This window comes from Streptomyces adustus (assembly GCF_009377175.1).
GTDB lineage: Bacteria > Actinomycetota > Actinomycetes > Streptomycetales > Streptomycetaceae > Streptomyces > Streptomyces adustus.
Map to the genome: position 1 here is coordinate 1 of NZ_VJZD01000067.1, position 13,144 is coordinate 13,144.

At 72.6% G+C, this 13,144-nt stretch carries 8 protein-coding genes; 5 read left to right on the top strand and 3 right to left on the bottom strand.

Features of this window, described 5'->3' with window-relative positions; translation table 11 throughout:
- From FNH09_RS18435 to hmgA, 3 genes are all read right to left on the bottom strand, one after another.
- Positions 1-692, bottom strand: a 692-nt coding sequence (locus FNH09_RS18435; RefSeq protein WP_338017609.1) for a type ISP restriction/modification enzyme, incomplete at its 3' end; no start/stop codon positions are given.
- Positions 693-718: 26 nt separating this feature from the next.
- A complete protein-coding gene (locus FNH09_RS18440; protein ID WP_162468758.1) occupies positions 719-1,468 on the bottom strand; it encodes a UTRA domain-containing protein in 750 nt (249 codons plus the stop codon).
- A gap of 26 nt (positions 1,469-1,494) precedes the next feature.
- Positions 1,495-2,811, bottom strand: coding sequence for a homogentisate 1,2-dioxygenase (gene hmgA / locus FNH09_RS18445; RefSeq protein WP_152889245.1), 1,317 nt, complete (start codon positions 2,809-2,811; stop codon positions 1,495-1,497).
- A 359-nt stretch (positions 2,812-3,170) separates the two neighbouring features.
- Between hmgA and FNH09_RS18450 the strand changes: the two genes are divergently transcribed.
- The 5 genes from FNH09_RS18450 (at position 3,171) to FNH09_RS18470 (ending at position 13,083) form a co-directional block, all read left to right on the top strand.
- A complete protein-coding gene (locus FNH09_RS18450) occupies positions 3,171-3,788 on the top strand; it encodes a TetR/AcrR family transcriptional regulator (protein ID WP_152889247.1) in 618 nt (205 codons plus the stop codon).
- A gap of 69 nt (positions 3,789-3,857) precedes the next feature.
- Positions 3,858-4,724 (top strand): alpha/beta fold hydrolase, encoded by an 867-nt coding sequence (locus FNH09_RS18455; RefSeq protein WP_152889249.1) that lies wholly within the window; start codon positions 3,858-3,860, stop codon positions 4,722-4,724.
- Entirely contained in the window at positions 4,699-10,131 is a 5,433-nt protein-coding gene (locus FNH09_RS18460; protein ID WP_152889251.1) for a caspase family protein, read from the top strand. Before FNH09_RS18455 ends, FNH09_RS18460 begins: the two co-directional genes overlap by 26 nt.
- Before the next feature lie 92 nt (positions 10,132-10,223).
- Positions 10,224-12,506: a molybdopterin oxidoreductase family protein gene (locus tag FNH09_RS18465; protein ID WP_152889253.1), complete on the top strand. Its 2,283-nt coding sequence runs from the start codon at positions 10,224-10,226 to the stop codon at positions 12,504-12,506.
- Between the two features lie 94 nt (positions 12,507-12,600).
- The gene (locus FNH09_RS18470; RefSeq protein WP_202919696.1) at positions 12,601-13,083 is read left to right on the top strand and encodes a hypothetical protein; all 483 of its coding nucleotides are present in this window, start codon (positions 12,601-12,603) and stop codon (positions 13,081-13,083) included.
- Positions 13,084-13,144 lie beyond the last annotated feature (61 nt).

Genomic DNA, 13,144 nt, shown 5'->3' on the forward strand with positions numbered 1-13,144 from the left:
CCGTCACGGCGCATCAGCCACAGCGAGCGGCGGCCCAGTTCGACGCCCCGGGACCAGAGCCCGGCGTCCCCGGTGAGCGGCACGGTGAGGTCGGGGCGCACCGCCGCCAGGGTCCAGGCCAGGAAGTCCTCGGGGGTGGGGAGGTGACCGAGCCGGCCGGCGAGATGCTCCAGCAGGCCGGGGGCCAGGTTCGGTTCCGTGCCGCCGGGGCGGCGGTAGAGCGGGCGCACCTGGCCGGGGCGCAGCAGGGGCACCAGCGAGGTGGCGAGCAGACGCGGCCCCGGGCCCTCCACGGTCTCCACGACGAGGATCTGCCGTTCGTCGGTCACCCGCCACAACTCGGGCCGGGCCGCGTCGAGCAGGCGGTGGTCGGGGATCAGCCACTGCTCGTCGAAGGGCGCGTGCAGGACGCGTACCGGCTCCGGGCACGGGCCCGAGGCGCGGGCCAGCCGTTGGGTGCCGCTGGTCTGGCCGGGCAGCCCGCCCACCGCCGAGCGCAGGGTGCGCGCGCGGGTCGGCTCGAACAGCGCCTCCCGGTCGGCCCCCTCGGCCTTCATCAGCGTGTCCCAGCGCGTCCTCAGGGACGCCGGGTCGGGGGCCGTCGGCCACCTCCGGCCGAGCCGCGGCGGTGCGACGGACCACGGCATGAGGTCCGCCAGCGGCGGAGCGTCGTCGGGCGTCACGCTGGGCATCGTACGACGGGCCGGGGCGGGGCGGGTCAGGTGGCGTCGAGCGTCACCGTGAAGGAGAAGCGGTCGCCCCGGTAGTGGATGACCGCCACGTCCAGCGGCCGCCCGGCCGTGTCGTAGGTGATGCCCGTGTAGTGCAGGATCGGGCTGAGCAGCGGGACCTGGAGCAGCCGCGCCGTCTCCGGGTCCGCCAGCCGCGCCTCCACCGTGTCCGTGATGCGACTGATGTCCGCGCCCACCACGTCCCGCAGCACCTTCGTCATCGGCCAGCGGACCAGGTCCGCCGGATCGATGCGCTCGGCCAGCTCCGGACGGACCCAGTTGCGGGCGTGGTTGGTCGGCTCGCCGGTCTTCTCGTCGCTGCGCAGCCGGTGGTAGCCCGCCACCCGCGTCAGATCCGGGAAGAACTCGGCGAGTTCGGCCGGCACCTGCGCCGGTCCGTGCTCCAGCAGCTCGGTCGTCATGCCGGACTGCTGGGCCACGATCGCGTCCACCGAGCCCAGCAGCCGCACCGGCGTGCTGCGCAGGACGTCCGGCTCGATGAACGTCCCGCGCCTGCGGTGCCGGGAGATGAGCCCCTCGTCCTCCAGCTCCTTCAGTGCCTGCCGCATGGTCAGCACGCTGACGCCGTAGTGCCCCGCCAACTGCTCCTCGGTGGGCAGCCGCAGCGGGTCGTGGGGCGAACGGCCGAGTATGGAGGCGCGGAGCGACTGCGACACCTGGTACCACAGCGGCAGCTTGCGGTTCAGGACGATCGAGTCCGGGGCGAAGGAGGTCACGGGCTATCCGTACCTGTCGGAACCGGTCAGTGCAACGGGCGGAAGTGCCGTTCGAGGCCCTGCCAGACGTCGTCGTAGCGCTGCTGGAGGTGTTCCGCCCCCGCCGCCTGCGGGGTGAGGGTGAGCGGCCAGCGGGTCTCGAACATGAAGGCCAGTCCGTCGTCGATCTTCTGCGGACGCAGTTCGGCGGCGCTCGCCCGGTCGAACGTCTCCCGGTCCGGACCGTGTGCCGACATCATGTTGTGCAGCGAGCCGCCGCCCGGCACGAAGCCCTCCGCCTTGGCGTCGTACGCGCCTTCGACGAGCCCCATGTACTCGCTCATCACGTTGCGGTGGAAGTACGGCGGCCGGAAGGTGTCCTCGCCCACCAGCCAGCGCGGCGCGAACACCACGAAGTCGACGCCCGCCAGGCCCGGCGTGTCCGACGGCGAGGTCAGCACCGTGAAGATCGACGGGTCGGGGTGGTCGTAGGAGATCGAGCCGATCACGTTGAAGCGGTGCAGGTCGTACACGTACGGCACGTAGTTGCCGTGCCAGGCCACCACGTCGAGCGGCGAGTGGTCGTAGACGGCCGTCCAGAGGTTGCCGCAGAACTTGTTCACCACCTCCACCGGCCCCTCGACGTCCTCGTACGCGGCCGTCGGCACCCGGAAGTCACGGGCGTTGGCGAGTCCGTTGGCGCCGATGGGGCCGAGGTCGGGGAGGCGGAAGGAGGCGCCGTAGTTCTCGCAGACGTAGCCGCGGGCGGAGGCGTCCAGGAGTTCCACCCGGAAGCGGACACCGCGCGGGATCAGCGCCATGTGTCCCGGTTCGGCGTGCAGCCTGCCGAACTCCGTGTGCAGCAGCAGCCCGCCGCGCTCCGGGACGATCAGCAGCTCGCCGTCGGCGTCGCCGAAGACACGGTCCATGGAGGCGTTGGCGTGGTAGAGGTGCACGGCCATGCCGGCACGCTGGGTCGCGTCGCCGTTGCCGCCGAGGGTCCACAGGCCCGCCAGGAAGTCGGTCCCCTCCGCGGGGGCCGGCAGCGGGTTCCAGCGCAGCCGGTTGGGGTCGGGCGGGGTCTCGGTGAAGGGGCCGGTCTGCAGCGCGCCGTTGTCGGTGCGGACGAACGCCGGGTGGGCGGCCGAAGGGTGGATCCGGTACAGCCACGAGCGGCGGTTGTGGGCCCTGGGCTCGGTGAACGCCGTACCGCTGAGCTGTTCCGCGTACAGGCCCAGGGGGGCGCGCTGCGGCGAGTTGCGGCCCTCGGGCAGTGCTCCCGGCTCGGCCTCGGAGCTGTGCTCGTTGCCGAAACCGGAGAGATAGGACAGCCCTTCGGCGGTCTTCCGTGCGTCCCCGCTCATGATCGCTCCCTTGCAACCTCATTCCTATGGGACACCGTAGGATTGCGGTTTCCCGCGCGCAAGAGGGACCCGGGACCCAGTTCCCTCCCTGGGCGGCGGACGCCGGGTCGCGTACGGGCCGACATCGAGGGGATCCGTGTCGTGCGGCCGTGCTCTACGCTCCGGGGCATGTCGGACGGATGCGACCTTCTCGGCGTGCTCGCCGCCCCCGCGCGGACCGCCGCGGACACCGGTGCCGCCGACCGGGGCGGCCCTGCCGCGTGCCGTCGGCCCGGCGGCGCACCGGCCGTGATGAGTGCACAGGGCACCAATCTGCGTACTGGGGGTCGACGTTCACCGGACCCCGGCGGAGAGGCATCATGAAACCCGTGCCCCACGCGACCTCGCTGCGCCGTGCGCCCGTGCAGCGCCGCAGCGCCGAACGGCTGACCAGGATCCTCGACGCCTGTGCCGACCTTCTCGACGAGGTCGGCTACGACGACCTGAGCACCCGCGCCGTCGCCCAGCGCGCGGGTGTCCCCATCGGTTCCGTCTACCGCTTCTTCGGCAACAAGCGCCAGATGGCCGACGCCCTCGCCCAGCGCAATCTCGAACGCTACTCCGAGCGCGTCACCCGGCGGCTGGCGGGCGCCGAGCGGGGCGACTGGCGCGCGGCCGTGGACGCCGTACTGGACGAGTACCTGGCCATGAAGCACACCGCGCCCGGCTTCACGCTCGTCGACTTCGGCAACCAGATCCCGGTCGGCGCCCGCGACGCCGAACCCAACCACCGCGTGGCCGACCGCCTCACCGACCTGCTCTCGGGCTACCTGGGCCGCACCCCGGACGACGACCTGCGCCGCACCTTCCTGATCGCGGTGGAGACCGCCGACACCCTGGTCCACCTCGCCTTCCGGATGGACCCGGAGGGTGACGAGAAGATCATCACGGAGGCCCGGGAACTGCTGCGGGCTTATCTGGGACGGGTGCTGGACTGAAAGGGGGCCATGGTGGGCTCCCGTTGCTAGAGTGATCGGACCCTGGGGTCGGGCATGGGGGGACACGCTATGGCTCGGGTGATCTGCATTCACGGGATCGGTCATCAGTACGGGGGAGAGCGGGAGTTGCACAACTCCTGGTACCCGGCGCTGGCCGACGGGCTGACCCGGGCAGGGGAGACCGGCACTCTGGACGCACAGGACGTCCACTGCGTTTTCTACGGCGATCTGTTCCGGCCTGCCGGCCGCACCCTCGCCGTGCAGGACCCGCCCCTGGACGCCGCCGATGTCGAGGCCGGCTTCGAGACGCAGTTCCTGCTCGCCCTGTGGGCGGAGGCGGCACGCAGCGACCCGGCTGTCCTCGCGCCCGACGCCCGAACGCTGGCCCGAACCCCGCGCATGGTCCAGCGCGCCCTCGACGCTCTCAGCCGCTCCCGGTTCTTCGCCGGAGTCGCCCGGCGCGGCTTGATTCTCGATCTGAAGCAGGTCCGCGCCTACCTGGACGACACCGGTCTGCGGGATGCCGTGCAGCAGAGGGTCGCCGACGCGGTGACCGAGCGCACCCGGGTGGTCGTGGGTCACTCCCTGGGCAGCGTGATCGCCTACGAGGCGCTGTGCGCGCACCCCGACTGGCCGGTGCGCGCACTGCTGACGCTGGGCTCGCCGCTGGGCATCCGCAACCTGGTCCACGACCGCCTGCGGGTGGGGGAGGGCGCTCGGCCCGGGGACTGGCCGGGCGGCGTCGAACAATGGACGAACATCGCCGACGAAGGCGACGTCGTCGCGCTGGTGAAGGACCTGCGGCCGCTGTTCGGCGAGCGGGTGCGTTGCCACTTGGTCCACAACGGCGCCCGGGCGCACGACGCCACGCGTTACCTCAACACCCCCGAAGCAGGCCGGGCGGTGGCCGATGGATGCGGCCCGGGACCCGGCTGAGGCGCGGGCGTCCGCGGGGGGCGCCCGTACCGCGCGCAGATTCCTGATCACCGCCGCCGTCACCGAGGTACGGGCCCACCCGGAGGCGGAACGCCCCGAACTCGCCGACGACGTACGGCGGATCGAGGAGCTGTTCCTCGGCGAACTCGGGTACCGTCGCGGCACCGACCTCGGCGGCAATCCGACGCGGGCCCGACTCGTCGATGCCCTGCGGACGTTCGCCGTCGCACCGGACCGCGGACCCGAGGACTACGTGGTCCTCTACCTGGCCGCCCACGGCGTCACGGCCGAGCACAGCGGGCGGCACTATCTGCTCCTGCACGACAGCGACGCCCGCGATCTGCGCGGCACCGCACTTCCCACCGAGGACCTGGTAGCCCAGTTGTGGGAGGACACCGCCGTCGAACGGCTGCTCGTGCTGATCGACGCCTGCTACGCCGAGGAGGGAGCCGACCGGGCCCTGCGCGGAGCCCTGGAGGCCCGTCGCTTCCGGGAACCGGTCACCGAACACGGAAACACCGGTCTCGTCCTCGTCTCCTCCTCACGCCGCAAGGAGGAGACGTACACCGGTGCCCTGTCGGCCGCCTTCGACCGGGCTGTGCGCCGACAGGCCGTCGTCGGACACGTGCCGGCGCACATCAGCCTCGAACATGTCATGGCCGCCATCCACAGCGACTGCGAGGTGCCGCGCGCGCAGCGCCCCGTGTGGTCCCTGGCCCACGCCACCGGAGACATTCCCGCCTTCCTGCCCAACCCCCGTCACCTGCCCGGATCCGCCGGGCTGAAGCTGGAGGAGATCGACCGGATCGTGGCGCTCGGCGCCAGCGAACGCCAGGCGCGGGAACGGGACCTGCAGGGCTTCTTCCTGCCCCGGGCGCGCGGCACCGACGTACCCAGCGAGGACGTGTGGGACTTCACGGGCCGACACGTGGCCCTGGGCGACGTCACCACGTGGCTCGACCCGCGGCGCGCGGACGAACGACTGTGCGTGGTCACCGGTGACCCCGGCTCCGGCAAGTCCTCGCTGCTCGGCATGGTCGCCGTCCTCACCGATCCGGAGCGCAGCGCCGCCGTCCCGCGTGACGGACTGCCACTGCTGCTGCCCAGTCCGGGCGATGTCGACGTCCGCATCAACGCCAGTCACCTCTCCACCCGCCAACTGCTCGATGCACTGTCCGCGGCCGCCGACTGCGCCGCCGACTCCCTCGGCGCCCTCACCGCGCAACTGCAGACCAGGAGCAAGCCGCTCGTCGTACTCGTCGACTCCCTGGACGAGGCCCTCGCACCGCACGAGGCCGTCGATGAACTTCTCGCTCCGCTCACCGATTCCAGACGCCGTGTGCCGTTCCGGCTTCTGGTCGGCGCCCGCCCCCATGTCGCCGCCCGGTTCCTCGCCGAAGCACCGCGCATCGACCTGGACTCCGAGCGGTACGGCGATCCCGCCGCCGTCCGGGCCTACACCCGCAAGCTGCTGTGCACACCCGGGTCGACCCTGCGGGCCGCCGAGCGCGCTCTCGTCGACGCGATCGCCGAAGCCGTCGCCGACGCCGCAGGCCGCTCCTTCCTGGTCGCCCGTATCACGGCCCGCACGCTGGCGCGGGAACCACGCCCGCCCGACCCGTACGACCAGCGGTGGCGTGACGAGCTCCCGCGCCTGCCGGGAGAGGCCATGGAGCGCGACCTCGTCCAGCGGCTGGGCCGACTCGCCGGACGGGCCCGCGAGCTCCTCCTGCCGCTCGCCTATGCGCAAGGAGTGGGCCTGCCCTGGGCCGGAGTCTGGCCGAGGCTGGCTTCCGCACTGAGCGGCGGGGACTACGGCGACGAGGACATCGTCTGGCTGAGCAAGGCCGCGGGCTCGTACGTCGTGGAGAGCGCGGAGGCCGGCGGGTCGGTGTACCGGGTCTACCACCGGGCGCTCATCGAGTACTTGAGAGAGGGACGTGACGCCGAGGCCGTTCAGCGGACGGTGACCGAGGTGCTGCGTGAGATCGAACACCCCTATGCCCGACGGTACCTGGCGCTGCACGCGGGGGAGGGCGGCGTGCTGGATCCGCTGATCCAGGACGCGGGTTTCGTACTGCGCGCCGAACCGGGACGGCTGCTGGCGTCCTTGCCGAGGCTGCGTACCAGGGAGGGAAGACGGGCCGGGCAGGCGATCCGTGATGCGGAGCGGGAGCTTCGGGAGCACGAGGGCAGGGGACCCGACCCACAGGCCCGCGCCCGGCTGCGCCTGGCCGCCGTGTGCCGGAAGGCGGAGGCGTTGGCCGTCTCGTGCGACGAGGGGGAGCCGCTGCCCTGGCGGGCACGCTGGGCGGCCTGGAATCCGCACGAGGGAAGACGGCGGTACGACGGGATGAGCATCGGCACCGGAAGGGGGCTCGTCGTCCCGTCCGAGCACGGGGGACGTTTCCTCGACCTCGCGAGACCGACCGGGTCGGCCTGGATCCACCTGGACGACGGAGGAACGCAGGGAATGTCGGCCAACCGGGCGTCGGCCCAGTGGTATCTGCGGACCCTGGACAGCGTGCCCCAAGTGCCGTACGCCGCGGTCGCGATGAACGATGTCCAGCACCTCGTACTGGAGAAGGACCGCTTGGAGCGCAAGCAGTACGCGCGACTGCTTCACATCTGGCAGGACACCCGCCGTGCGACGTGGCTGTTGCAGCCCAGCCGGGTGGACACCGATCCGGAGTTGAGATTGCTGGAGGTCCCGGACCGGTCGGCCGTGCTCGCCGGCCCGGACGGCGAGCCGTGGAAGGCGGCCCTGCTCTTTCGCACCGGCCGCCTCGCCGGTCATCTCCTCCTGTACCGGCTCGACTCCACCCTCGGGTACCCGGCGCTCACCCGCAGGCAGCGCAAGGAGCTGTGGAAGTGGCAGGTGGAGGAGTGGCAGGAGCGGGCGGACTGGCGCACGGCCGACTGCGAGCTGGTGCTGCCGCCGGGGGAGAAGGGAAGTTGCGTCAGCACCTGCGCGGCGCCCCGCGGACTGCCCACGGGATCGTTGCTGCTGGGGTACGAGGACGGCCGGGTCGTCGAGTTCTCGGTTCAGGCCGGCAAGGCCGTGGCGGAGGCGGTCACCGGTCACCAGGGGCAGGTCACCGACATCGTCACGGTGCACGGACATCCCCTGGGCAGCCTGGTGGTCACCGCCGGTCTCGACCGCACCGTGCGACTGTCCTCCCTCACGACGGGCGCCCCGGTCAGGACCTTGCTGACAGGTACGTCGGTCATCGCCTCGCTGGCCGTGCACCGCGTCGGCCGGCAGTGGATCGTGGCAATGGCCACGGCCGACGGGCAGCTTCACCGCGTCGACCTCGACAGCGGCAGGCCGATCGGCCTGCCGCTGCGCGTCGACCGGGGCCGGACCGTCAGGGTGGCGACCTTCGACATGGGCTCGACCGCCTGTGTGTCCGTCCAGGGCGACATCAGGGGCCTGCAGCTGTACGACCTCGTGAGCGGCGACCGGCTGGGCGGCCAGGTTCTGGACCACGCGGCGACCGCCCTGTGTCGCATAGGCGACACGGTCTGTGTCGGCGGCACGGACGGGGTCCTGCGGCTCTGGCCCACCTCGCACGTCGCGGACTCCGAGCACCTGACCGCCCATGAGGGGCAGGTCCTCGCCGTCGGGGAGATCCGCGGTCCCGGTGGTGTGCCCGCTGTGGTGAGCGTCGGCGCGGATCACGACATCCGTTGCTGGGATCTGGCACGGCCGCACGAGCTGTGGAGGCGACGTCACGTGGTCGATCCGGGACTCTGGGAGGACCCGCTGATCAGCTGCGCCGTCGTCGGCAGGACGGCCGACGGTCGGGCCTATGTCGCCACCGGTGAGTACGGCGGGCGGGTCAAGATCCTTGTTCTCGACGGCGGAGTGCCCTGCGCGGAACAGGAGTTCACCGTCCCGGACACGGTCCTCGCGCTGACCGTCGGCCGGGTGCGAGGCCGGGACGTCCTGGCCGCCGGTACGAGCACCGGGCGTGTGGTGTGCTGGGACGTGGGCGCGGGCTGCATGTACGGGTACGGCCCGCTGCCCGGCACAGCGGCGTGGACCACCGCTCTCGCCCTCGCCCCCGACGGTTCCGGCAGGCTGGCCGTGGGCTGCCTCGACGGAACCGTCCGTGAGTGGTCCCTGCCGGCCTGCCGCCCTGTGGGGTCGGTACGTACGGCGCATCGCGGCGCCGTACGCGCCCTGGCGTACGGCAGGAAAGGGCTGGTCAGCTGTGGGGGCGACGCCCGTCTGATCGGGTACGACGAGGGCTGGGAGCATCGGATGCCGGACCCTGTCGCCTCGCTCCACCGGCTGGACGACGGGCTGCTGTGCGGTGACGACCGCGGCCGGATCTGGTGGCTGCGGGAGAGACCCGAGGGGTACCAGGTGGTGGAGGCCCTCGACGCCGTACGTCCCGTGACCGCGCTCGCCGCGGCGCCCGTGGACGGGGAACTCGTCGTCGTCACGGGCGGCGACGGCTCGCTCCAGGTTCGGGAGGCGAGCCACGGCACTCAGGTCCAGAGCCTGCGGCCGCTCGACGAGTCCGGTGTGGAGCAGCTCGCCGTGGTGCCCTGGGCCACTCCCGGCGGAGGATCGCGGCCCCGGCTCTTCGCGCGCGGTGGGCAGGGGCTGCTGCAGTACTGGGACCTCGCCAAGGGCGGCCCGGTCCCGTCGGTGGGCGAACAACTCGCCCACGTCGTGCCGCAGGAGCGCGGTGGCGTGCTGGCGACGGTTCCTTCCGGACGTTCCGACGGCGACGAGACGCTGCTGTCGCTCGGCATGGACAAGACCCAGGGGCGCCTCGTCGTCGGTGAGGTGGCGCGAGGCACGCTGGCAGCCGGGGCATGGGGCATCGAAGAAAGGGACATGCCGGACCTCGATCCGGTGCGTGTCGCGCGTTGCGCAGGCCGTGTGCTCGTGTTCGTGCCCCTGCCCTTCGACGAAGACATGCTCGGCGTGTTCGACACGAGGGGACATCGCTGGGCGGTCCTGCGTATGCGGGGCTGGCAGGCCGGTGTGTTCGCACTGCCCGGGCCGGACGGCGACGCACTGCTGCTGATCGGCGACGACCGTACGAGGATCGTGTCCTGGGAGGCGCTGCGGACCCGATTCGGGCCGGTCGGTGAACCGCCCAAGCGGTACCGGCGGTTCGCCGTTCGCGGGCGCAGTTACGGGCGGACCGCCCCCGAGGTGCCCGTGGTCCACGAGCACGAGACCTCGTTGTCTCCCGAATTCTGCGCCCTCCTGCCCGGCGGGGAGAGCTATGCCGTCGCCGACGGCGCCTGCCTCGCCGTCCTCGGCACCCGTTCCGGTGAGATCCTTCGCCGCCTGGTCCTTCCCTCGCCCTGCACAGCGCTCACCACCGGACCTCGCGGCGAACTGGTTGTGGGCACCGGCAACGGCACCGTCCTGTTCGACTGACTCCCGTCGTGCCCTCCCGCTCATGCATACCGGTCGGTATGCTCGGCGGCGTCCGCGTGTGTCACCGTCGCCGCCACCCTCCGGGAGGACCCTTGTCCCGCACCGCTCTGCGCATCTGTCCCCTGTGCGAGGCCACCTGCGGCCTGACCCTGACCATCGACGGCACCCGGGTGACCGGGGCCCGCGGCGACCGCGACGACGTGTTCAGCCGCGGGTTCATCTGCCCCAAGGGAGCCTCCTTCGGGGCCGTCGACGGCGACCCCGACCGGCTGCGCACCCCGCTCGTCCGCCGGGACGGAGAGCTGCGCGAGGCCACCTGGCAGGAGGCGTTCGACGCGGTCGCGGCCGGGATCCGGCCCGTCGTCGAGCGGTACGGTCCGCACGCCGTCGGTGTCGTCCTCGGCAACCCCAACGTCCACACCATGGCCGGCGCCCTCTACCCGACCGTCCTGATCGCCAGCCTCGGCACCCGCAGCCTGTTCACCGCGTCCACGGTCGACCAGATGCCCAAGCACGTCTCCAGCGGACTGCTGTACGGCGACGCCAACGCCATCCCCGTACCCGACCTGGACCACACCGACCATCTGCTGCTGCTGGGCGCCAACCCGCTGGAGTCCAACGGGAGTCTGTGCACCGCCCCCGACTTCCCCGGCAAGCTCAAGGCGCTCAAGGCCCGCGGCGGCACGCTCACCGTCGTCGACCCGCGCCGCACCCGCACCGCCAAGCTCGCCGACCGGCACCTCGCGATCCGGCCGGGCACCGACGCCCTGCTGCTCGCGGCGATGGCGCACGTCCTGTTCGAGGAGGACCTCGTCGACCTCGGGCGGCTCGCGCCCCACGTCCAGGACGTGCCGGAACTCCGCGCGGCCATGCGGGACTTCACCCCCGAGGCGGTCGCGGAGTCCTGTGACGTCGAGGCCGCCGTCATCCGCGCACTCGCCCGGGAACTCGCCGCCGCCCCCACCGCCGCCGTGTACGGCCGTATCGGCAGCTGCACGGTCCCGCACGGCACCCTGGCGAGCTGGCTCGTCGACGTCCTCAACATCCTCACCGGCAACCTCGACCGCCCCGGCGGCGCCCTCTTCCCGCAGGCCGCCACCGACCGCACACCCCGCCCGGCCGGCCCCGGACACGGCTTCGCGCTCGGGCGCTGGCACTCACGGGTCAGCCGACACCCCGAGGCGAAGGGCGAGTTGCCGCTCTCCGCGCTCGCAGAGGAGATCGACACCGCCACCGCCGAGGGCGAGCCGGTCCGCGCGCTGATCGCCGTCGCCGCCAACCCCGTGCTCTCCGCACCCGACGGCGACCGGCTCGACAAGGCCCTGGACTCGCTCGACTTCATGGTCAGCGTCGACCCCTACCTCAACGAGACCTCCCGCCACGCCGACGTCGTGCTGCCGCCGCCCCCGCCGTCGCAGAGCCCGCACCACGACTTCGCCTTCAACACCCTCGCGGTACGCAACCAGGTCCGCTACACCCGTCCCGCCGTCCCCCTCGAACCCGGCCGGATGGCCGAGACCGAGATCCTGGCCCGGCTCACCCTCGCCGTGACCGGCATGCACGGCGCCGACCCCGCCGCCGTCGACACGCTCGTCATCGACCAGACCCTGGGCAAGGCCGCCAAGGACCCCGCCTCCCCGGTGCACGGCCGCGACCCGCGCGAGCTGGCCGCCCTGCTCACCGGCGACACCGGAACGGAACGGCGGCTGGACATGATGCTGCGCCTGGGCCCCTACGGCGACGGCTTCGGCGCCCGGCCCGAAGGACTGGGCCTGGGGCGGCTGCTGGACCACCCGCACGGCATCGACCTCGGACCGCTGCGCCCCCGGCTGCCGCAGCCGCTGAAGACCAGGAGCGGGCGGATCGAGCTGCTGCCGGAGCCCATAGCCGCCGACCTGCCCCGGCTGCGGCGGGCCCTCGGCGAGCGGGCCGACGGGCTCGTCCTGGTCGGCCGCCGCCATCTGCGCTCCAACAACAGCTGGATGCACAACGTCCCCGCCCTCACCGGCGGCACCAACCGCTGCACGCTGCACATCCACCCCGAGGACGCCGCACGGCTCGGCGTACGGGACGGCGAGCCGGTGCGCGTCAAGGGCGCCGGAGGCGAGGTGACCGCCCGGGCGGAGGTCACGGACGGCGTGCGCACGGGCGTGGTGAGCCTGCCGCACGGCTGGGGCCACGACCGGCCCGGCATCCGCCTCGCCCACGCCGCCACCGACCCCGGCGTCAACGTCAACCAGCTCCTCGACGGCACCCTGCTGGACCCGCTCTCGGGCAACGCGGTCCTCAACGGCATCCCGGTGGAGGTCGCCCCGGTCACCAGGACCGAGGCGCTCGCGGGTGCACCGACGGCGGGTGCGCCGACGGCCGGTTGACCGGTTGACCGGATGGCATGCGCTGCCCCTGCCGACGCGGTCCGCGCGCCGAGCCGGAAGGGCGAGGGCACGGGAGCCGAGGGCACGGGAGCCGATGACACAGCGACGGGGCACCGGTCGGCCGGGGGCCGGCGCGGGCGCCACGACGCGGACCCCTGTCGACGGCACTTGGGACTCGGCGCTGTCGGCAGGGGAGTTCGCGGAACTGCCGGCCGCGGCGCTGCGCCGGGACAGCGCGGACCTGAACCTCTATGTCGACGTGCTCTCGGTGAACCTGGCGGACTCGCTGCCGCCCGGCGCCGTACGGGTCGAGCGCAGGCGTTCCCTCTCGGAACGGCTGGCCGGTCACGAGGGTTCGGTCGCCGCGCTGGACGTCACGTTCGGGGAGCGGCGGCTCTTGCTGCGCAACGACCGGGGTCGGGTGACCGGGGAGATCTGCCACGAGGTGCGCGGCATCACGCTCTCCAGGCGTCAGGTGGGCCTGGACGAGTGGATCGACGCCCTGGCCGGCTCCCTGGCCGACGCCGCGGCCTCGAACGCCCGCTCCCGCGAGGCCGTCGAGCGCTTCCTGGCCTGACCGCCGTTGACCTGAATGCGATCGTCCGCTTTCTCACCCAGTGGACGGATCACTCCGATCA